Genomic DNA, 19,223 nt, shown 5'->3' on the forward strand with positions numbered 1-19,223 from the left:
CCCAGTGCCCCGTTACTCAGGGTTGTCCGCAAGCGATTTCGCGGCCCGAGCGCAGTGGGCGAGCGCGGCCCGTGCGTACGCGGGTGACGCGCCCGCGAGGCCGCATGACGGAGTGATCGCGACGGACTCGGTGAGAGTCCCCGGATTCAGCCCCAGCCTGCGCCACAGCGTCCTGACACCCATGACGCTACCGCCCGGGTCGGACAATCCGTCCGAGGCCGGGTCCGTGCCCGGCACCACCCCGAGGAACAGCTGGGTACCGCCCTCGACGGCTTCCCCGATCGCCTCCTCCTCACGCTCGGTGAGCAGCGAGAAGTCGAACGAGATGCCGTCCGCCCCGGCCCTGCGCAGCAGCGCGAACGGGACCTCCGGCGCGCAGGTGTGGACGAGCGTGGCGCCCTCGCCCGCCGCGCCCAGCACCTCGCGCAGGGTGGATTCGACGAGCTGGCGGTCCACCGCCCGGTAGGTGCGGTAGCCGCTCGCCGTCCTGACCCGCCCGCGCAGGACACCGGTCAGGGAGGGTTCGTCGAGCTGCAGGATCACCCGCGCGCCGGGCATCCGGCGGCGCACCTCCGCGAGGTGGTCGCGCAGCCCCTCGGTCAGCGATCCGGCCAGGTCGCGGCAGGCGCCCGGGTCACCGAGCACGGCCTCGCCGCCCCGGCGCTCCAGCGCGGCGGCCAGCGTCCAGGGCCCGACGGCCTGGACCTTGAGCGGGCCCTCGTAGCCCTGGGTGAACTCCTCCAGCGCGTCGAGGTCCTCGCCCAGCCAGGAGCGGGCCCGGCGGGTGTCGCGCCCCGGCCGGTCGCTGATCCGCCAGCCGCTGGGCTCGACGTGCCCGTACATCTCGACGAGCAGTCCGATGGTCCGTCCGATCATGTCCGCGCCCGGTCCGCGCGCGGGTAGCTCCGCCAGATACGGCACGCCCTGACCGTCCCCGAAGGAGCCGGTGACGGTCTTCGCCGCCTCCCGTGCGTCCCCTCCGGGCATCGAACCGATTCCGGTGGCCGGGCACATCCTGAACTTGCTCTTCTCGCTCACGCCGGAAGCCTACGGCCGTCGCGGGCCCGTGCCGTCAGCGGCCGGGTCGCACCGTGAGGTCGTTGACCTCGGCGTCTCGCGGCAGGTCGATCGCCATCAGGATCGTGGTGGCGATGGACTCCGGGTCGATCCAGCGCTCGGCGTCGTACTCCTTGCCCTCCTGCTGGTGGACCTTGGCCTGCATGGGGCTCGCGGTGCGGCCGGGGTAGACGGTGGTCACCCGGACCCCGTTGCCGTGCTCCTCCTGACGCAGCGAGTCGGCCAGCGCCTTGAGCCCGTGCTTGCTCGCCGCGTAGGCGCTCCAGCCGGGGCTCGCGGCGAGCCCGGCGCCGGAGTTGACGAAGAGGACGTGGCCCTGTGCGACGCGCAGCTGCGGCAGGAAGAGCCGGGTGAGCTCGGCCGGGGCCACCAGGTTGGCGTTGAGCTGGGCGTGCCAGGCCTTGGGCGTGAGCTCCCCGACCTGACCGAGCTCGACGACGCCCGCGATGTGCATCAGGGAGTCGAGCCGCTCCGGCACCGGCTGCTGGGCGAAGGCCCAGGAGAGCCGGTCCGGGTTGGCGAGGTCCCCGACGATCGTGCGGGCGCCGGGGTGCATGGCGGCGAGTTCCCTGGCGCGGCCCGCGTCGCGGGCCAGGAGGACGAGTTCGGCGCCGCGCTCGGTGAGACGGCGGGCGACTGCTGCGCCGATGCCGGAACCGGCGCCGGTGATGAGGTGAGTGGACATGCCCCCATCGTCGCACCCGTCACACCGCCCCCTTCACGTCACTGCCGCCGCATCACTGCAGGCCGGACGACTGCTCCAGGTAGGCCAGGGCACCCACGCCGTCCTTGGCGAAGAACACCAGGTCGGTCAGCGGGAGCGGCAGGAAGCCCTCGTCCTCCATGCGCTGGAACTGCTGGCGCAGTCCGTCGTAGAAGCCCGCAGTGTTGAGCAGCACGACCGGCTTGGTGTGCTTGCCGTGCTTCTTGAGCTCCAGGATCTCGGTCGCCTCGTCGAGGGTGCCGGTGCCGCCCACCATGATCACGACGGCGTCGGACTTCTCCAGGAGGAGCGCCTTGCGCTCCGCGAGGTCACGCGCGATGACCATCTCGTCCGCGTTGGTACGGGCCTTCGCGGCCAGGAAGTCCACCGAGACCCCGACCAGCTTGCCGCCCGACTCCTGCACCCCGTCGGCCACGACCTTCATCAGCCCGCTCTCCGAGCCGCCCCAGACCAGGGTGTGTCCGCCCCGGCCGAGCAGTTCGGCGAATTCGCGGGCGGGCCGGGTGTAGCGCTCGTCGAGGTCGGCGGCGGAGAGAAATACGCAGATGTTCATGGCCTCCACGGTAGAACCCGCCACCGACAGCCGTGCCGCCGGGGAAGCCGCCGGACAAGAGGGGGAAGAAACGGGCGTGCCCCGCCGCTGAACCAGACATGACTGCCACCCGAGGACACCTCATCACCGTGGAGCCCGCCGCCGAGCATGTGCGGGTGATCCACGACGGCGTACTGCTGGCGGAGAGCCGCCGCCCGCTCGTCCTGCGCGAGACCGGCTGTCCGGTGCGCTACTACCTGCCGCCGGAGGACGTCCGGACCGAGTTGCTGACGGCCTCCGACACCCGGACCCACTGCCCGTTCAAGGGGGATGCCTCCTACTGGTCGCTGCCGGACGCGGCGGACCTGGTCTGGGCGTACCCGGAGCCGAAGGAGGAAGTCGCCGCGATCAAGAACCACTTCTGCTTCTACGACACCGAGACGGCCGCCGGCTGAAGCCTGACCGGAGGTCAGCACCGCTCAACAGCCCCTGCGAGCAGGCGCGGAGAGAAAATTCAGAAACCTTTCGCTCCGGGCGATGAGTTTTCCCGCACCCCGCAGTCCACCTCCACATGGACAAGACTCTCTCCCGCGACGGCACCCCGATCGCGTACCGGCGCCGGGGTGAAGGACCGCCGGTGATCCTGGTGGGCGGGGCCCTGGCCACGGCCGCGACCGAGGCCCCGCTGGCCCGCCTGCTGGCGCCCCGCTTCCATGTGGTCACCTACGACAGGCGGGGCAGGGGCGACAGCGGTGACCGCGCGCCGTACGCGGTGGAGCGCGAGATCGAGGACCTGGGCGCGCTCGTCGAGGCGGTCGGCGGCCGCCCCTCGGTGTTCGGCGTCGGGGCCGGCGGCGCGCTGGCCCTGGAGGCGCAGGCCGCCGGGCTCCCCGTCGATCAGCTCGCGGTGTACGAACCGCCCTACACCCCCGGCCCCGCCGGTCTGCTGTTCAAGGCGGACTGCACGGCCCGGCTGCACCGGCTGCTGTCCGCCGGGGACCGGGACGGCGCGGTGGAGCTGTTCCTGAGCGTGACGGGCATCCCAACCGATCTGATCGCCAGGATGCGGCGGGCGCCGCTGTGGCCGACCCTGGAATCCGTGGCGCACACCCTGGCGTACGACGACGCGCTGCTCGGCACCGGCGCGGTGCCGGCCGAGCGGTTCGCCGCCGTCACGGCACGGACCCTGGTGGTCGGCGGCGGTTTCAGCCCGGACACCGCGAGGGCGGCGAGCCAGGAGCTGGCGGACGCCCTCCCCCGGGGCCGCCACCGCACGCTGACGGGCCAGGCCCGGGAGCTGGCACCGCAGGTGGTCGCCCCGGTACTGGCGGAGTTCTTCACCCGGCACGAGTACGTGGGCCAGGCGTCCTGAGGGGGGCCTGAAAGCACTCCGCGCGGATACGCCCGTACAGGGGTCGGGCGTATCCGCGCGGGGTATACCGCGACTCGCGGCCTGGCGGGTTTCAGCTGTACGAGGTCACCGAACCGCTCCACGCCACAGGACGGGTTCGGCGTCCGCGAAGAGCTTCTCCCGTTCTTCGGCATCCGGAAGCACAAGTCTCACCTGCCGGCGGAACGCCACGCCATGACCGGGCGCCCGCAGGTGGCAGAGTTCATGCACCAGTACCAGGTCCACCAACGACGGTGGCAACTGCAGAACCGCCCAGTGCACCGCGATGTCTCTGTCCTGCCCGAGTGCTCCCCACTTTGGTCCCAGATCACGGGCCTCGACCCGGGGCGCCGGCAGCCCGACGCGTGATGCGTGATGCGTGATGCGTGATGCGTACGAGGACAACCGCCCGGCGAGCCACCGCGTGCCGCACGCCTCGTACCACTGAGCAATCCGGCGGGCGCCCTCGTCGGCCGTGCGCGGCCTGGGAAGTTCCAGCCAGCTCCGGTACAGCCTCACACGGCCGCCCTCTCCAGCAGGCAGGAGCCTCAGACGGTGGCGTCGCCCCAGGTAATTGGAGCCAGTGCCGCCGACAAGCTCCTTGGCCGGCTCATCCGGCCTCGCCCGCCTGTCCCGGACCTCGCGCGCCAGGCGTGGCAGCCTCGTCCGCACGGCCCGTGCGACGGCGGCCGGGTCCGCGTTCGGCGGTACGGCGAACAGGACATCCCCGCTCTCGTCTACCTCGATGCCCAGCGTGCGCCGTCGTAGCCGTACGACAACCTGCCACGTCCACTCCCCGGGCACGGGGAGTGCCGCGATCGCCCGGTGGACGGGAGTACTCACGGGGCATTCCTACCATCCGACAACGCGGATTCCCTGCGACGCCCCTCACTCAGCGCTCATTGCACTCCCCGTACCGCAGGAAGTCGTCACGGCGCTCGACGGCCAGTTCCACCAGGAGTCCGGCGAGCGGGCCGGTGTCCTCTCATTCCAGGGAGACATGTCTTTCCAGACTGTCACGGAGGTGCTTGCGGACCCGGTCCCTGGTATCCGTCAGGTGCACGATGTCCGGTGAGCGCACATGCCCGGCGATCTCCACCGTGAGGGCACGGGCGGCTGCCGTCAGGTCGGCACCCGGCGGAGTCAGCGCACCGTCCTCCAGCTCCTGTACGAGCAGCCCGTGTACCGGCCGCTCGGTCCACGGGTCGAGACCGCTGCCCGCATTTGCGTCCTCGGCCTCGTTCTCGTTCATGTCGCCGACAAGCCGGGTGAGCTCGACGGCCGCCTTCTCGAAGTCGTCCCGCATCTGCTGCAGGATCTCGTCGAGCCGTCGGCTGAAGCGTGTGTAACGGGCTCGATCGGAGCCGATTTCGGCTGCGATGCGCACCTTCACCGAGCTGGACATGTACGAAACCCGGGTACGCGCATCACTGTTGGCGTTGACTCGCTCCATGAAGTCGGGAGGGGTGAGCTCGACGGGAGGGACTCGCTGCTCAATGTTCGTCACCTTCAGGTGCCGTGCCATCAGCTGCCGGATCTTCGCGCCGTAGCGACGCGGGCTGAAATCGTCACGACCGTCGAGGTAGCGGCGGCGGGCGAGGTACTGAACCTCACCGAGGAGCCCTGCGAACGCCTCGTACTTCAGTGCCTCGGGTCGCGGCAGTACGGCGTTGAGGGCGCTGAGGAAGTCACGTGCGAGCTCGTCGAAATCGGCGCGCAGCAACGGGTCCTCAAGCACGGCCAGCAGGTCCTCCCGCTGCTCCTCCGCCTTGAGGGAGGTGATACCCAGCCGGTCCAGGAAGTCGGAGACGTGGCTACGCAGATCTGCGAGCAGGGCGATGGCCGCCGCGTCGGCCTGGCGCAGCAGACGGTCCCGAACCGGCTGGTCGCCCGTGAACGTCTTCTTGTCCAGGTGGTCGACGGACGCGTCGTAGCCGTACAGCTCACGCAGGTGCGCCTTTTCTTAGTCCCCGAGCGAACTGGCCAGCTCCGGACCGATCCCGACAAAGTCGACCACCTGCCCCCAACGTTTGTTCCGGTACGGGCGGTTGGTACGGGCGACCGCCTGGAGCAACCCCGCGCCGGACAGTGCGCGGTCGAGGTAGAGCACTTGCTCAACGGGGGCATCTAAGCCGGTGAGCAGCATCGACTGCACGACCGGCGGCCATGGGGCCCTCGTCCGGTTCCTCGCTCTCGTTCACCGGCGGGTCCGGTTGCTGCCCGTCAGGGTGCCACTTCTCCCTCGCTCCGCCGGGCGTGCCCAGCCCGGAGGCCGAGTTCCCGTGAGCGGATGCCTTCCACGCGGGGTCTTCGGCAGCGGCAAACGGGTCACCGAGGCCTTTCTGGAAACGCTCGATGTAGCCGTCCTGCTGTGACCTCGACGTCCAGCACTTCCATGTCCCGGGGTCCTTGCGCCCGCTGTTCGGCTGGGCCTCGGAGATCACCACGGGTGAGGCTGCCGTCCCCGAAGCGTTCGTTGAGGTAGTTGAGATAGTCCGGCTCGGTGGACTCGCCTTCGCAGCCGACATACAGCACCCGTTGCGCCCGCGTATCGGCCGGAGGCGGTGGCGCGGGGGCCACGAGAGGCTTCTCCTCTCCCTTGCGGCTCTTACGCTTCCGCCGGGGCGGCTCGTCCTCCTGCCCCTCGGTACCGTGTTGTCCTTGCTGCTCACCCCACGTACTCACGCTGTTGCCTTCTCCTCCAGCCAGGACAGTTCGCGAGCGATCTCGCCCGCGCTGACGCGGGGCACCCCGCCGTAGCGCCCGCGCAGGTAGCCACGCTCCAGGTTCTCGCCGTCCTTCGGGTGGGCGGCGGTCAGCGGATAGATCTCCGTCGCGCCCGACCGGTCCTTGGCCGCGATCCAGACCTGGTCAGGGCCGAGCGGCCGGTCCAGTACGTCGCTGCCGAGAAGAGTGGCGTCGTGCGTGGTGAAGATCAGTTGCGCGTTGCGCGGGTCGGCCTTCGGATCCTGGAAGATCCGTACGACCTCCGCCGCCAGCGTCGGGTGCAAGGAGGAGTCAAGCTCGTCCACGAGCAGCACCGCCCCCTTGTCGAGCACGGTGAACATGGGCCCGAGGAAGGCGAACCAGGCGTGCGTGCCGAAGGACTCCTCGGTGAGGAAGTCCAGCGGGGTGTCGGTTCCGTCTCCGGTGCGGTGCCGCAGTCTGACCGCTCCGGTCTCCGGGTCGACCTCCACGCCCGTGACGCCGAGATCGGCGGCAGCCAGCAGATGAAGGACCCGCTCGCGGTACCCGTCTTTCGCGTTCCGCTCGACGAGGTCCAGCGTCCACTTCGTGCGGTGTCCGACATCCTCACCGGGTGTCACCAGCCACAGGTTGTCCAGGAACCACCGGTGCAGTGGGGAGAGTTGGCGGTCGTTCAGAGTCGCGGCGGTGGAGAGGAACAAAGAATTCGGTCGAGTGACGGACATCAGCAGTTCGCGATTCCCGGTGAAGCCCTCGCTCTCGAAGACGAACTCCCCGCCCTCCGCTTCGGGTCGCCCCGCCTCGCGATCGAACCAAGTCTCCCGCTTGCCCCCGGGGTAGGCGTGCAGCCATTCGGTCTCGACGCGATCGTCAGAAAGCTCGAAGCCGTACGTGAAGCGGGTCCCGCTGCGACCGAGGGAGAGATCGACCTCGTACGGACTGGTCTCGTCCGCGCACGCGGGGTCGAGCTTGAAGGGCTCGCGAGGCACGCCGGGAGACTTCGTCCAGTCGGCGAAGGATGTGCGGACCGCATGGCGCATGTCGGACAGCGCACTGAGCAAGTTGCTCTTGCCCGCGGCGTTGGAGCCCATGATGCCCAGCACCGGCAGCGCCGATACGTCGTGCCCGTCGTGACGGAGTCCGGTCACTCGGGCGTTGCCGTCACCGTGATCCGGTCCGATCAGCGACAGCTCGCACTCATCGCGGATCGAGCGGTGATTGGCCACCCGGAAACGCAGTAGCACCCCCGGCCTCCCGACAGGACGGGGAGGCTGGCCCCGTCGTACGTACACCGCATGCGGACGATCCGCATGCGCAGCCTATGACGCCGGCACCGGACGTGCCAGCCCTGACCAGTCAGCCCGTCGCGGCCGTCTCCCGGCGCACCGTCGTCGCGATCGTGGCCGACCCGACCACGCGCGTCCCGTCGTACAGCACGACCGCCTGGCCCGGGGCCACGCCCCGCACCGGCTCGGTGAACGAGACGTGGAGGGTGCCGTCGAGGAGTTCGGCGCTCACCTCGGTCTCGCCGCCGTGGGCGCGCAGCTGGGCGGTGTACGTGCCGGGGCCGGACGGCGGGGTGCCGCACCAGCGGGGCTTGATCGCGGTCAGGGCGGTCACGTCGAGTGCCTCGACGGGGCCGACGGTCACCGTGTTGTTCACCGGGGAGATGTCCAGGACGTAGCGCGGCTTGCCGTCGGGCGCGGGGTGGCCGATGCGCAGGCCCTTGCGCTGGCCGATGGTGAAGCCGAAGGCGCCCTCGTGGGTGCCGAGCTTCGTACCGGACTCGTCGAGGATGTCGCCCTCCGCCGTGCCACCGAGGCGGTCGGCCAGGAAGCCCTGGGTGTCGCCGTCGGCAATGAAGCAGATGTCGTGGCTGTCGGGCTTCTTGGCGACGGCCAGGCCCCGGCGCTCGGCCTCCGCGCGGATCTCGTCCTTGGTGGTGAGGGTGTCACCGAGCGGGAACATGGCGTGGGCGAGCTGGCGCTCGTCCAGGACGCCCAGCACATAGCTCTGGTCCTTGGCCATGTCGGAGGCACGGTGCAGCTCACGGCTGCCGTCGGCGGCGAGCACGACCGTGGCGTAGTGGCCGGTGCAGACGGCGTCGAAGCCCAGGGCGAGGGCCTTGTCGAGCAGCGCGGCGAACTTGATCTTCTCGTTGCAGCGCAGGCAGGGGTTGGGGGTGCGGCCGGCCTCGTACTCCGCGACGAAGTCCTCCACGACGTCCTCGCGGAAGCGTTCCGCCAGGTCCCAGACGTAGAAGGGGATGCCGATGACGTCCGCGGCGCGGCGGGCGTCGCGGGAGTCCTCGATGGTGCAACAGCCACGGGCCCCGGTCCGGAAGGACTGCGGGTTCGCGGAGAGGGCGAGGTGCACACCGGTCACGTCGTGGCCCGCCTCTGCGGCGCGGGCCGCGGCGACGGCGGAGTCGACCCCGCCCGACATGGCGGCGAGGACACGGAGGGGGCGCTGGGAAGTCTGAGTCATAGCTCCACCAGGGTACGGGGCGGCGGGAACCGAACGCTCATGGATATGCGTTGTCGACCACATGGGGACCAAGGGCACGACAGGCGCCGAAGGCTCCGGCACCGGCATCAGCCGGCGTTCGGTGCTGATCGGTGGCGCCGTCACGGCGGCCGGTACGGCTGCGCTCGCCCATGACCAGCTGAAACGTGCCTGGTGGCGGCTGCCGGGCGTGGAGAAGCCCCGTAAGCCCGGCGAGGTGGACTACGCGCGGGCCCGGTGGACGGCGGCCTCGCCGTCGAACTGGCGGCGGGCGGACCGCCCCGACGACTACGGCATCGACCGGGTGGTCATCCATGTCACGCAGGGCAGCTTCCAGAGCGCCGTGAGGGTCTTCCAGGACCCTCGGCACGGGGCGGCGGCGCACTACGTGGTGCGTAAGGACGGCCATGTGGAGCAGATGATCCGCGAGCTGGACGTGGCGTTCCACGCGGGCAACCGCTCGTACAACGAACGCAGCGTCGGCATCGAGCACGAGGGCTTCGTGGACCGCCCGCAGGACTTCACGGCGGCGATGTACGCGGCGTCCGCCCGGCTGACCGCGGCGATATGCGAGCGGTACGGGATACCGGTGGACCGGAAGCACATCATCGGGCACGTGGAGGTGCCGGGCGCCGATCACACGGACCCGGGCAGGGGCTGGGACTGGGACCGCTATATGAAGCTGGTGCGGGCGGCGCGGCGCTGAGGCCGGGCCGCCCGTGCTCAGCTGAGTCCGGCCGTCCTGGCCCGTTCCACCGCCGGGCCGATCGCCCGTGCCACCTCGTCGATGTCCTGCTTGGTCGTGGTGTGGCCGAGCGAGAAGCGCAGGGTGCCGCGCGCCAGGTCCGGGTCCGTGCCGGTGGCGAGCAGGACGTGGCTGGGCTGGGCGATCCCGGCCGTGCAGGCGGAGCCGGTCGAGCACTCGATGCCCTGGGCGTCCAGCAGCAGCAGCAGGGAGTCGCCCTCGCAGCCGGGGAACGTGAAGTGCGCGTTGGCCGGGAGCCGCCCGCCGGGGGCCGGGTCGCCGCCGAGGAGGGCGTCCGGGACCTCCGCCAGCACGGCCGCGACCAGCTGGTCTCGGAGGCCGCCGGTCTCCCGGGCGAAGTCCTCGCGCCCGTCGGCGGCGAGCCGTCCCGCGACGGCGAACGCGGCGACGCCGGGAACGTCCAGGGTGCCGGAGCGCACGTGGCGCTCCTGACCGCCGCCGTGCAGCACGGGTACGGGGGTGCAGTCGCGGCCGAGCAGCAGTGCGCCGACGCCGAACGGGCCGCCGATCTTGTGGGCGCTGACGGTCATCGCGGCCAGCCCCGAACGGGCGAAGTCGACCTCCAGCTGCCCGAAGGCCTGCACCGCGTCGGCGTGCATGGGCACATCGAACTCGCGCGCCACCGAGGCCAGTTCACGTACCGGAAAAATGGTGCCGATCTCGTTGTTGGCCCACATCACGGTGATCATCGCGACGTCGTCGGGGTTGCGGACCAGCGCCTCGCGCAGCGCGTCCGGGTGGACGCGCCCGTAGCGGTCGACGGGGAGGTATTCGACGGTCGCGCCCTCGTGCTCGGCCAGCCAGTCCACGGCGTCGAGCACCGCGTGGTGCTCGACGGGGCTGGCCAGCACCCGGGTGCGGCGGGGGTCGGCGTCGCGGCGGGCCCAGTACAGCCCCTTCACCGCGAGGTTGTCCGCTTCGGTGCCGCCGGAGGTGAAGACCACCTCGCTGGGGCGTGCGCCGAGGGCGTCGGCGAGGGTCTCTCTGGACTCCTCGACGGTACGGCGGGCCCGGCGCCCGGCGGCGTGCAGGGAGGACGCGTTGCCGGTGACAGCGAGCTGGGCGGTCATCGCCGCGATCGCTTCCGGGAGCATCGGGGTGGTCGCGGCGTGGTCGAGGTAAGCCATGGTGGGCTCGATTCTACGAGCCCGCGGCGGGGCGCAGGGCGGGCGCATGGCTCATTGCCGCCCGCGCACCGCGGAATCGGCGCCCGCGCACCGCGATTTCGGTGCCCCGTGCACCGGGATCGCTCTTCGTCAGCCGCTGAAGCTCCAGCCGACAGCGCCGTTCCCGGTGACGAGGAAGGCCAGCACCACCAGGTCGGCGACGCCGAGCGCGAGCCCCAGCAGGGCGCGGCCGCGGCGGGCGGTGGACCTGGCCAGGGCGATGACCGCCATCACGATGGCCGCCGGGCCCAGCAGGATGTTCATCACCAGCAGACCGACGAGACCGAGGACGAAAGAGGCGACCGCGAGGGCGTCGGCGTCCCGCGTGGACCTGGCGGACCGGGTGGACCGGGCCGGGGCGTCGGCGGTCGGGCCGGCGGAGGTCGCGGCGGGGGCGGCGGCGCCGGGATCCGTGCCGTCCGTTGCTCCGGAGCGGCGGCCGAGTGTGGTGAGCGTCATGGTGCGGACTCCTTCGGGGTGGATGCGGCGGGGCGTCGGCCGGCCGGGGCCGTCAACGGGACCGGCGCTGGGCGCCGAGGCGCTCGCGCACGGCGAAGACCAGCAGCCAGCAGCCGATGAGGCCACCGAGGACGAGAGTCAGCGGCAGCGGTATGTGGGCCACCGCTCCCAGCACGATCCCCAGCAGAAGCAGGGCGACGACGAGGACGATCATGGCCGGCCTTTCCACAATTGAGAGCACGAGTGTTCACTGACTTGTCAGTCTAGACCCGCACACCCCTTCCCCGCCCCGGAGAACAGTTGTTTACTGAATGGCATGAGTCACACCGCCGGTATCCGCCAGGCCAAGAAGCTGAGGACACGCCAGGCCCTGCTGGACGCCGCCCTCGGACTGCTGGAGGAGCAGAGTCTGAGCAGCCTGGGGCTGCGCGAGGTGACCCGCGCGGGCGGTGTCACGCCGACGGCCTTCTACCGGCACTTCGACGACATCGCCGCACTCGGGGTCGCTCTCGTCGAGCAGACGCTGGGCAGCCTGCACGGAATGATCGGCGCGATCCTGGCCGAGACCGGCGACAGCGAGGTCCGGCTCGACCGCAGCGTCGAACTGATAGCGCGCCATGTCCGTGAGCAGCCCGCCCACTTCCGGTTCATCGCCCGCGAGCAGCACGGCGGGGTCGGACCGGTCCGCGAGGCCATCGCCGCCCAGCTCCGGCTGTTCACCGAGGAGGTGGCGGCGGCGCTCGCCGGGGAGCCGGAGTCGCGGGGCTGGAGCGAGGAGGATCTGCTGATGCTGGGCGGCCTCTACGTCGACCACATGGTGATCACCGCCTCCGCGCTGCTGGACGCGGGCCCGGACGGCGGGCGGGCGGTGGCCGAGGTGGCCCGGCGCCGGCTGCGGCTGGTCACCCTCGGCCGGCTGCACTGGCTGGACGCACCGGACCCCGCACCCTGATCCGGCCTGATCCGGCCTGATCCGGACGACAGACCCTAGGCCGGCGCACATGAGCGACGACCCATGGACTCTGGACCGCACGTTCCACAGCTCCGCCGGGGAGGTCCGCTGGGCCGTCCTGGGGCCGGCCGACGCACCGCCCGTCGTCCTGGTGCACGGGACGCCCTTCTCCTCGTACGTCTGGCGCGGGGTGGCCCGCGCGCCGGCCCAGGACCACCGGGTGTTCGTCTGGGACCTGCCCGGGTACGGCGCCTCCGCCCAGTTCGCGGGCCAGGACGTCTCGCTCGGCTCGCAGGCCCGGGTGCTCACCGAGCTCCTCGGCCACTGGGAGCTGAGCCAACCCGCCGTGGCCGCCCATGACTTCGGCGGCTGCGTCGCCCTGCGCGCCCATCTGCTGCACGGCGCCCGCTACCGCCGCCCGGCGCTGGTGGACCCGGTGGCGCTGGCACCCTGGGGCTCGCCCGCCTACCGGCTGCTCGGCGGGCACCCGGAGGTCTTCGGGCAGCTGCCGCCCGCGCTGCACCGGGCGCTGGTCCGCGAGTACGTGAGCTCGGCCTGCCACACCGGCCTGGGTCCGGCGGTCCTGGACCGGCTGGTCGAGCCGTGGTGCACCGAGGCCGGACAGCCCGCCTTCTACCGGCAGATCAGCCAGAACGACCAGCGGTTCACCGACGAGATCCAGCACCGCTACGCCGAGATCGAGCCGCCGGTGCTGATCTGCCGGGGCGCACAGGACACCTGGATCCCGGTCGAGCGCGGCCACGAACTGGCCTGCCTCGTGCCCGGGTCCGAGCTGCGGATCATCGAGGGCGCCGGGCATCTGGTGCAGGAGGACGCGCCGGCCGAACTGACCGCCGCGCTCACCGGCTTCCTGCGGACGCCCCCGGCCCCTGATCCCCGTACAGCGCCGTGACCGCGGCCGCGTGCCCGGCGACCACCGTGCGCGCGGCGGGCGGTGCGAGGACCTCGACGTTCGGGCCGAGGGAGAGCAGGGAACGCGCCCACTCCACCGACTCCACGGCCAGTTCGGCCCGCAGCCACTCGCCGTCCGGCTCCTCCGGCCGGGGCTCCCCGGTGAGCACGGCCGCGTTCAGCCGCAGGAACAGGTCAAGACGGGAGCGGTGCACCCGTACCAGCAGGGTCACCTCGCCGCGCCGTTCCTCGACCTGACGGCGCAGCACCTCCCACACCTGGGCCAGTTCCACGCCGGGCCTGCGCACCACCGCTTCGTCGGTGAGGACGGCCCGCCGCACCCGGTCCGCGCGGAAGAGACCGGGTTCGCCGTCCCGGTCGGCCACCAGGTACCAGACGCCCGCCTTCACCACCAGGCCGTACGGGTCGACGGTGAGGGTGCGCGCGCTGCGTGTCCCGCTGTGCCGGTAGTCCAGCCTCAGCCGCCGGTCGCTGAAGACCGCGTCGTGCAGCTCGGCGATGTCGACGGCGACCGGCGGACCGCTCATCCAGCGCACCGGGTCGACCAGGATGCGGCGGCTGGTCAGCTCGGCGGCGGGCCGGTGCGGGGCGGGCAGCGCGGCCATCACCTTGCGCAGCGCCGAACCGATCGCCGCGTCGAGGCCCAGCGCCGCGTGGGCGCCGTCCGCCGCCAGCACGAACAGGGCGCGCGACTCGTCGGCGGTCAGCCCGGTGACATCGGTGCGGAACCCGGGCAGCAGGGCGATCCCGCCGTGCCTGCCGCGTTCCGCGTAGACGGGGACGCCCGACGCGGAGAGCGCCTCGACGTCCCGGTAGATGGTGCGTACGGAGACGTCGAGGCGCTCGGCGAGCTCGGGCGCCGGGACCGGGCCGCGGGTCTGGAGCAGCAGCAGGATCGAGAGCAACCGGTCGGACTTCACCGCACCAGCATGCCCCGGCTCCCGCGTCTCCGGGCTCCCGGCACCCGGCTCCCGGTTCCGGCCCGCCGCCGGGTGTCAGCCGCGCGGGGCCTTGGCGAGCTGGCGGGACTGGGCGACCAGCCGGTCGGCGCTGTCCCAGACGTCGGCGTCCTCCTCCAGGAAGCCGCCCGCGAGGTTGCGGGTGGTGATGGAGACGCGGAGTGGGCCGGGGGCCGGGCGGCAGCGGATGTGCGCAGTGAGTTCGACGGTCGGGGTCCAGCCCTTGAGCCCCAGCTCGAACGAGGTCGGCGGCAGCGCGTCTACGGTGAGCAGCAGCGAGAGCGGGTCGGCGTCGCGGCCGTCCGCGAGCCCGAACCAGCCGCGCATCTCGCCCCTGCCGGACGGCTGTCCCACGGCCCAGCCGATCGTCGCCGGGTCCAGCTTGATGTCGAGCCGCTCGGTGATGGCCGAGCTGCCGGGGATCGGGGCAGGTCCGTCGCTCGGGCCGAGGCAGTGTTCGCGGGGCGGCATGGCGGGCACCGTCGCCGTGGTGCGGATCTCGTCGCTCAGGGCGCCCAGGTCGCAGTAGGTGGCGAGGACCCGGATGCGTTCGACCTCGGTGCCGTCGTCCGCGTACTGGAAGAGGGAGGCCTCGCCGGTGGAGAGGGTGCGGCCGGTGCGGACGACCTGGGTGCGGATCACCGCGGGCCCGGGGACGGACGCGGTGAGGTAGTGCGCGGAGACCGAGAGGGGGTCCGGGTGCGGGAGGGCCTCGCCGAGGGCGCGGCCGAGCAGCGCGAGCAGGTAGCCGCCGTTGACGGCGCGGATGATCGTCCACCCGGCGGAGAGCTCGGCGTCGTAGACGCCTTCCTCACGAAGGGTGACGGCGGTGTCCCGGTCGAACTCGCTGTCACCGATGGTCGCCTGCGCGGTCTCTGCCGCCTGCGTTGCTGCCTGTGCCATGAAACGCACCGTACACCGATTGTATTACTGAGCGGTAGCTTTTTCCGGATGTTGCCGGGTGCTTCCGGACGCCGAGACTCCGGACGCCCCCGCTATCCCTCCTCGGCCGTGGCCGAGCGCCGGTTGTAGGCACGCGGGGCCCGCCAGTGGTAGCGCAGCGCCAGCAGCCGCAGCACGAACGCGGTGATCGCCGCGGCACCGCTGGTGAAGGCGTTGAGCGCGTCGAAGCGGATGCAGAGCACGATCATCGCGGCCCCCACGATCGCGGGCACCGCGTACAGGTCGCGGTCCCAGCGCAGCAGCGAGGGCACCTCGTTGGCGAGTACGTCCCGCAGCACACCGCCGCCGACCGCGGTGGCCAGCCCGAGCGCCGCCGAGGCGGTCAGGCCGAGGCCGTAGTCGTACGCCTTGACCGTCCCGGTGACGCAGAAGAGGCCGAGCCCGGCCGCGTCGAAGACGTTGATGCCGACCTGGATCCGTTCGACGTGCGGATGCAGGAAGAAGACCAGCCCGGCGGCCAGCAGCGGGGTGGTGAAGTACCCGAGGTCGGTGAAGGCGGCCGGCGGCACCGCACCGATGATCACGTCACGGAACAGCCCCCCGCCCAGCGCGGTGACCTCCGCGAGTACCGCGATGCCGAAGACATCGAAGTTCTTGCGTACGGCGAGCAGAGCGCCGGAGATCGCGAAGACGAAGATCCCGACGATGTCGAGCGCATGCTGGACGGTGGGCGTGAACAGTTCGTTGAGCACAAGGCAATTGTGCCGGTCCTACTCCTTCGGGCTGTCCTCCGGCGTCTCCGAGGGTGTTGCCGGGTCCGCCGCGGCGGGTTCGGCGGATTCGGCGGATTCGGCAAGGGGCTCGGACGGCTTTTCCGCGGAGCTGTCCGGTGTGGCCGGGGTGGACAGCTCGACCGTTTCCCGGGCCACGGCCGTCTGCTGTCCGGGCGCCTGGTCCGGGGCGTTCTCCGGGTGGTGGCAGGCGACCTGGTGGCCGGTCTTCAGCGCGATCAGCGGCGGCTCCTGCGTCTTGCAGATCTCCGTCGCCTTCCAGCACCGGGTGTGGAAGCGGCAGCCGCTGGGCGGCGAGATCGGCGAGGGCACATCGCCCTTGAGCAGGATGCGCTCGCTCTTGGTCCCCCGGCGCCGCGGGTCCGGCACCGGCACGGCGGACATCAGGGCCTTGGTGTACGGGTGCATCGGCGCCGAGTACAGCGACTTGCGGTCCGCCAGCTCGACGATCTTGCCGAGGTACATGACCGCGATCCGGTCCGAGACATGGCGGATGACCGACAGGTCGTGCGCGATGATCACGTACGTGAGGCCCAGCTCGTCCTGGAGGTCGTCGAGCAGGTTGACCACCTGCGCCTGGATCGACACGTCCAGCGCGGAGACCGGTTCGTCGGCGACGACGAGCTTCGGGCGCAGGGCGAGCGCGCGGGCGATGCCGATGCGCTGGCGCTGTCCGCCGGAGAACTCGTGCGGGTAGCGGTTGTAGTGCTCGGGGCTGAGCCCGACCAGCGACAGCAGCTCCTGCACATGCTTCTTCAGACCGCCCTCGGGCTCGACGCCCTGCAGCTTGAACGGCGCGCTGACGATCGTGCCGATCGTGTGCCGCGGGTTCAGCGAGGAGTACGGGTCCTGGAAGATCATCTGGACGTCGCGCCGCATCGGCCGCATCTTGCCCATGGACAGGTGCGTGATGTCGCGGCCCTCGAACTCGACCTTGCCGCCGGTCGGTTCGATCAGCCGGGTGACCAGCCGGCCCATCGTCGACTTGCCGCAGCCGGACTCGCCCACGACGCCCAGGGTCTCCCCCGGGTACACCTCGAAGCCGATGCCGTCGACCGCCTTGACCGCGGCGGCCTGGCGGCCGAACAGTCCCTTGCGGATCGGGAAGTGCTTGACCAGGCCCTCGACCCTGAGCAACGGCTCGCGCGAGGCGGTGGCCTGCTCGGGGATTGTCACGTCCTTCTCCAGCACCGGGGAATTCTTCTTCTCGCTCACGTCACTCACGTCGCTCACATCACTCGGATCGCTCACAGCTTCGGCGCAATCTGTTCGGTCCAGATCCGGGACCGCTCCTCCGGTGCCATGTGGCAGGCGGCGAAGTGTCCGTCACCGACCTGCTCCAGCTCGGGGCGCGTCGTGCGGGTGATGTTGTCCTTGGGGATGTCCGCGTACGGGCAGCGCGGGTTGAACGCGCAGCCGTCCGGGACGTTGATCAGCGACGGCGGCTGGCCCTTGACGGGGATCAGCCGGTCGGTCTCCTCACGGTCGATGCGCGGCATCGAGGTGAGCAGACCCCAGGTGTACGGGTGCTGGGGCTCGTAGAAGACCTTCTCCGCCGAACCGCGCTCGATGCACCGGCCGCCGTACATCACCAGGAGCTCGTCGGCCATCTCCGCGACCACCCCGAGGTCATGGGTGATCATGATGACGGCGGAGCCGAACTCCTTCTGCAGGTCCCGGATCAGGTCCAGGATCTGCGCCTGGACGGTGACGTCCAGGGCGGTGGTCGGCTCGTCCGCGATGAGCAGTTCCGGGTTGTTGACCAGGGCCATCGCGATCATGGCGCGCTGGCGCATACCGCCGGAGAACTCGTGCGGGTGGGAGTCGACCCGCTTGTGCGGCTCGGGGATGCCGACCCGGTCGAGCATCTCGATGGCCCGGGTGCGCGCGATCTTCTTGCTGACCTTGTTGTGGACCCGGTACGCCTCCACGATCTGCCCGCCGACCGTGAAGTACGGGTGCATCGCGGAGAGCGGGTCCTGGAAGATCATGGCCATCTTGCGGCCGCGCAGGGCGCGCACCCGGTCGTCGGACGCGCCGATCAGCTCCTCGCCGTCCAGCCAGACCTCGCCGGAGATACGGGCGTTGGGGGCCGTGCGGTGCAGGCCCATCACGCCGAGCGAGGTGACGGACTTGCCCGAGCCGGACTCGCCCACGATGCCGAGGGTCTGTCCGGGCTTCACGTCAAAGCTGACGCCGTCGACCGACTTGACCAGGCCGTCGTCCGTCTTGAAGTGGATGCGCAGGTCCCGTACGGAGAGGAAGGCCTCGTCGGCGGCCCGCGCGGCGGCGGGCTTGCCGGCCGCCGCTGTCTGTGACTTGGAAACCTCGGTCACGAGTACCTCACCCTGGGGTCGATGGCGGCGTACACCAGGTCCACCAGCAGATTGCAGACGACGATGAAGAAGGCCGCGATGAGCGTCACGCCCATCACGATGGGCAGGTCGTTGCCCCGGACCCCGTCGATGGCGTAGAAGCCGAGGCCCTGGAACGAGAAGACCTGCTCGGTGATGACGGCGCCGCCGACCAGCAGGCCGAAGTCCATGCCGAAGATGGTGACGATCGGGGTGAGCGCGGCCCGCAGACCGTGCTTTCCGATGATCACGTTCTCCCTCAGGCCCTTGGCGCGGGCCGTACGGATGTAGTCCTCACCCATGGTCTCCAGCATCCCGGCTCTGGTGATGCGGGCGTAGAGCGCGGAGTAGAGGAAGGCCAGCGAACACCACGGGATCAGCAGGTTCCAGGCCCATTCCAGCGGATTCTCCGTGAACGGCACGTAGGTGATGTTCTCCCAGACGGGCCACTGCACGGTGAACACGCCCAGCGCGAGCATGCCGGTGAAGAAGATCGGCAGCGAGACGCCGGCGAGGGCGACGGCCATGAAGAAGCGGTCGAGGATCGAACCACGCTTGAGCGCGGAGACGACACCGATCGCCACACCGCTGATCAGCCAGATCACCGCGGCACCGATGGCCAGCGAGAAGGTGACCGGGATACGCGCGGTCAGCTCGGGCCAGACCTCGACGTGGTTCTTGAAGGAGAAGCCGAAGCAGGGGGCACCGCAGTGCGAGACCTCGGGGCCGAACGTGTAGTCCGCGCCGACGAAGATCTGCTTGATGAAGTGCCAGAACTGCTGGTACAGCGGCTGGTCGAGGCCGAGGTTCTGTTTGACCGCGAGGATGGACTGCGGATTGGCGTCCTTGCCCACGTACTGGGCCGCCAGTTGGTCCATCGTCTGCCCGGCGAGCCGGGGGACGAGGAAGAAGATCGCGAAGGTGACTGCGCTGACGATCAACAGCAGCAGTACCGCGCCGAAGACGCGTCGGATGATGTACGCAGCCACAGCTATCCGGCGCCGGT

General features: G+C 70.9%; 22 protein-coding genes. 5 read left to right on the forward strand and 17 right to left on the reverse strand.

The features are described 5' to 3' along the window. Positions 1-12: 12 nt before the first annotated feature. The 3 genes from RLT59_RS09980 to RLT59_RS09990 are packed head-to-tail and all read right to left on the reverse strand — an operon-like array spanning position 13 to position 2,354. Positions 13-1,038, reverse strand: a complete 1,026-nt coding sequence (locus RLT59_RS09980; protein ID WP_311303066.1) for a methionine synthase — start codon at positions 1,036-1,038, stop codon at positions 13-15. Between the two features lie 34 nt (positions 1,039-1,072). Then, positions 1,073-1,762, reverse strand: a complete 690-nt coding sequence (locus RLT59_RS09985) for an SDR family oxidoreductase (RefSeq protein ID WP_311303067.1) — start codon at positions 1,760-1,762, stop codon at positions 1,073-1,075. 52 nt (positions 1,763-1,814) lie between these two features. Beyond that, complete coding sequence (locus RLT59_RS09990) at positions 1,815-2,354, reverse strand: LOG family protein (protein ID WP_311303068.1); 540 nt, start codon at positions 2,352-2,354, stop codon at positions 1,815-1,817. A 98-nt stretch (positions 2,355-2,452) separates the two neighbouring features. On the opposite strand from RLT59_RS09990, the gene RLT59_RS09995 reads away from it, so the two are divergent. Together RLT59_RS09995 and RLT59_RS10000 are read left to right on the forward strand one after the other, a co-directional pair. Beyond that, positions 2,453-2,788 (forward strand): DUF427 domain-containing protein, encoded by a 336-nt coding sequence (locus tag RLT59_RS09995; RefSeq protein WP_311303069.1) that lies wholly within the window; start codon positions 2,453-2,455, stop codon positions 2,786-2,788. Positions 2,789-2,904: 116 nt separating this feature from the next. Next, positions 2,905-3,705 (forward strand): alpha/beta fold hydrolase, encoded by an 801-nt coding sequence (locus RLT59_RS10000; RefSeq protein WP_311303070.1) that lies wholly within the window; start codon positions 2,905-2,907, stop codon positions 3,703-3,705. Positions 3,706-3,810: 105 nt separating this feature from the next. Here the strand turns inward: RLT59_RS10000 and RLT59_RS10005 are convergent, their stop codons facing one another. From RLT59_RS10005 to mnmA, 5 genes are all read right to left on the reverse strand, one after another. Then, positions 3,811-4,566: a M48 family metallopeptidase gene (locus RLT59_RS10005; RefSeq protein WP_311303071.1), complete on the reverse strand. Its 756-nt coding sequence runs from the start codon at positions 4,564-4,566 to the stop codon at positions 3,811-3,813. 142 nt (positions 4,567-4,708) lie between these two features. Beyond that, a complete protein-coding gene (locus RLT59_RS10010) occupies positions 4,709-5,461 on the reverse strand; it encodes a hypothetical protein (protein WP_311303072.1) in 753 nt (250 codons plus the stop codon). Between the two features lie 225 nt (positions 5,462-5,686). After that, positions 5,687-5,869, reverse strand: a complete 183-nt coding sequence (locus tag RLT59_RS39335) for a type I restriction enzyme subunit R domain-containing protein (protein ID WP_399126869.1) — start codon at positions 5,867-5,869, stop codon at positions 5,687-5,689. A gap of 535 nt (positions 5,870-6,404) precedes the next feature. After that, the gene (locus RLT59_RS10020) at positions 6,405-7,673 is read right to left on the reverse strand and encodes an AAA family ATPase (RefSeq protein ID WP_311303074.1); all 1,269 of its coding nucleotides are present in this window, start codon (positions 7,671-7,673) and stop codon (positions 6,405-6,407) included. A 112-nt stretch (positions 7,674-7,785) separates the two neighbouring features. Beyond that, entirely contained in the window at positions 7,786-8,916 is a 1,131-nt protein-coding gene (mnmA, locus tag RLT59_RS10025) for a tRNA 2-thiouridine(34) synthase MnmA (RefSeq protein ID WP_311303075.1), read from the reverse strand. Positions 8,917-8,977: 61 nt separating this feature from the next. On the opposite strand from mnmA, the gene RLT59_RS10030 reads away from it, so the two are divergent. Continuing rightward, positions 8,978-9,640 (forward strand): N-acetylmuramoyl-L-alanine amidase, encoded by a 663-nt coding sequence (locus tag RLT59_RS10030; protein ID WP_311303076.1) that lies wholly within the window; start codon positions 8,978-8,980, stop codon positions 9,638-9,640. Positions 9,641-9,657: 17 nt separating this feature from the next. Here RLT59_RS10030 and RLT59_RS10035 read toward each other — a convergent pair whose 3' ends face one another. From RLT59_RS10035 to RLT59_RS10045, 3 genes are all read right to left on the reverse strand, one after another. After that, entirely contained in the window at positions 9,658-10,827 is a 1,170-nt protein-coding gene (locus RLT59_RS10035) for a cysteine desulfurase family protein (protein WP_311303077.1), read from the reverse strand. Positions 10,828-10,956: 129 nt separating this feature from the next. Beyond that, entirely contained in the window at positions 10,957-11,325 is a 369-nt protein-coding gene (locus tag RLT59_RS10040) for a DUF4190 domain-containing protein (RefSeq protein WP_311303078.1), read from the reverse strand. Between the two features lie 52 nt (positions 11,326-11,377). Beyond that, a complete protein-coding gene (locus RLT59_RS10045) occupies positions 11,378-11,539 on the reverse strand; it encodes a hypothetical protein (RefSeq protein ID WP_311303079.1) in 162 nt (53 codons plus the stop codon). 102 nt (positions 11,540-11,641) lie between these two features. Between RLT59_RS10045 and RLT59_RS10050 the strand changes: the two genes are divergently transcribed. Together RLT59_RS10050 and RLT59_RS10055 are read left to right on the forward strand one after the other, a co-directional pair. Beyond that, positions 11,642-12,277, forward strand: a complete 636-nt coding sequence (locus RLT59_RS10050; RefSeq protein WP_311303080.1) for a TetR family transcriptional regulator — start codon at positions 11,642-11,644, stop codon at positions 12,275-12,277. Between the two features lie 49 nt (positions 12,278-12,326). Further along, a complete protein-coding gene (locus tag RLT59_RS10055; RefSeq protein WP_311303081.1) occupies positions 12,327-13,190 on the forward strand; it encodes an alpha/beta fold hydrolase in 864 nt (287 codons plus the stop codon). On the opposite strand, the gene RLT59_RS10060 is transcribed toward RLT59_RS10055, so the two are convergent. The 6 genes from RLT59_RS10060 to RLT59_RS10085 form a co-directional block, all read right to left on the reverse strand. Beyond that, positions 13,138-14,130 carry a helix-turn-helix transcriptional regulator gene (locus RLT59_RS10060; protein WP_311303082.1) on the reverse strand — a complete coding sequence of 331 codons (993 nt, stop codon included), beginning with the start codon at positions 14,128-14,130 and terminating at the stop codon, positions 13,138-13,140. The genes RLT59_RS10055 and RLT59_RS10060 overlap by 53 nt on opposite strands. A gap of 75 nt (positions 14,131-14,205) precedes the next feature. Beyond that, the gene (locus RLT59_RS10065) at positions 14,206-15,072 is read right to left on the reverse strand and encodes a thioesterase family protein (RefSeq protein WP_311303083.1); all 867 of its coding nucleotides are present in this window, start codon (positions 15,070-15,072) and stop codon (positions 14,206-14,208) included. A gap of 92 nt (positions 15,073-15,164) precedes the next feature. Then, positions 15,165-15,824 (reverse strand): trimeric intracellular cation channel family protein, encoded by a 660-nt coding sequence (locus RLT59_RS10070; RefSeq protein WP_311303084.1) that lies wholly within the window; start codon positions 15,822-15,824, stop codon positions 15,165-15,167. 18 nt (positions 15,825-15,842) lie between these two features. Continuing rightward, positions 15,843-17,054: an ABC transporter ATP-binding protein gene (locus RLT59_RS10075; protein WP_311307670.1), complete on the reverse strand. Its 1,212-nt coding sequence runs from the start codon at positions 17,052-17,054 to the stop codon at positions 15,843-15,845. A gap of 56 nt (positions 17,055-17,110) precedes the next feature. Then, positions 17,111-18,199 carry an ABC transporter ATP-binding protein gene (locus tag RLT59_RS10080; protein ID WP_311303085.1) on the reverse strand — a complete coding sequence of 363 codons (1,089 nt, stop codon included), beginning with the start codon at positions 18,197-18,199 and terminating at the stop codon, positions 17,111-17,113. After that, on the reverse strand, positions 18,196-19,206 hold the full coding sequence (locus tag RLT59_RS10085; RefSeq protein ID WP_311303086.1) for an ABC transporter permease: 1,011 nt from the start codon (positions 19,204-19,206) through the stop codon (positions 18,196-18,198). Before RLT59_RS10085 ends, RLT59_RS10080 begins: the two co-directional genes overlap by 4 nt. Between the last annotated feature and the right edge of the window lie 17 nt (positions 19,207-19,223).

The organism is Streptomyces sp. ITFR-6 (assembly GCF_031844725.1).
In the GTDB taxonomy this organism is placed as follows: domain Bacteria; phylum Actinomycetota; class Actinomycetes; order Streptomycetales; family Streptomycetaceae; genus Streptomyces.

Excerpts from the sequence above, each read along its gene's own strand:
- RLT59_RS10030 (WP_311303076.1), top strand. The coding sequence starts at position 8,978 with ATGGGGACCAAGGGCACGACAGGCGCCGAAGGCTCCGGCACCGGCATC.
- RLT59_RS10000 (WP_311303070.1), top strand. The coding sequence starts at position 2,905 with ATGGACAAGACTCTCTCCCGCGACGGCACCCCGATCGCGTACCGGCGC.
- RLT59_RS39335 (WP_399126869.1), bottom strand. The coding sequence starts at position 5,869 with ATGCTGCTCACCGGCTTAGATGCCCCCGTTGAGCAAGTGCTCTACCTC.
- RLT59_RS10050 (WP_311303080.1), top strand. The coding sequence starts at position 11,642 with ATGAGTCACACCGCCGGTATCCGCCAGGCCAAGAAGCTGAGGACACGC.
- RLT59_RS09995 (WP_311303069.1), top strand. The coding sequence starts at position 2,453 with ATGACTGCCACCCGAGGACACCTCATCACCGTGGAGCCCGCCGCCGAG.
- RLT59_RS10035 (WP_311303077.1), bottom strand. The coding sequence starts at position 10,827 with ATGGCTTACCTCGACCACGCCGCGACCACCCCGATGCTCCCGGAAGCG.
- RLT59_RS10055 (WP_311303081.1), top strand. The coding sequence starts at position 12,327 with ATGAGCGACGACCCATGGACTCTGGACCGCACGTTCCACAGCTCCGCC.
- RLT59_RS09985 (WP_311303067.1), bottom strand. The coding sequence starts at position 1,762 with ATGTCCACTCACCTCATCACCGGCGCCGGTTCCGGCATCGGCGCAGCA.
- RLT59_RS10040 (WP_311303078.1), bottom strand. The coding sequence starts at position 11,325 with ATGACGCTCACCACACTCGGCCGCCGCTCCGGAGCAACGGACGGCACG.
- mnmA (WP_311303075.1), bottom strand. The coding sequence starts at position 8,916 with ATGACTCAGACTTCCCAGCGCCCCCTCCGTGTCCTCGCCGCCATGTCG.
- RLT59_RS10045 (WP_311303079.1), bottom strand. The coding sequence starts at position 11,539 with ATGATCGTCCTCGTCGTCGCCCTGCTTCTGCTGGGGATCGTGCTGGGA.
- RLT59_RS09990 (WP_311303068.1), bottom strand. The coding sequence starts at position 2,354 with ATGAACATCTGCGTATTTCTCTCCGCCGCCGACCTCGACGAGCGCTAC.
- RLT59_RS10065 (WP_311303083.1), bottom strand. The coding sequence starts at position 15,072 with ATGGCACAGGCAGCAACGCAGGCGGCAGAGACCGCGCAGGCGACCATC.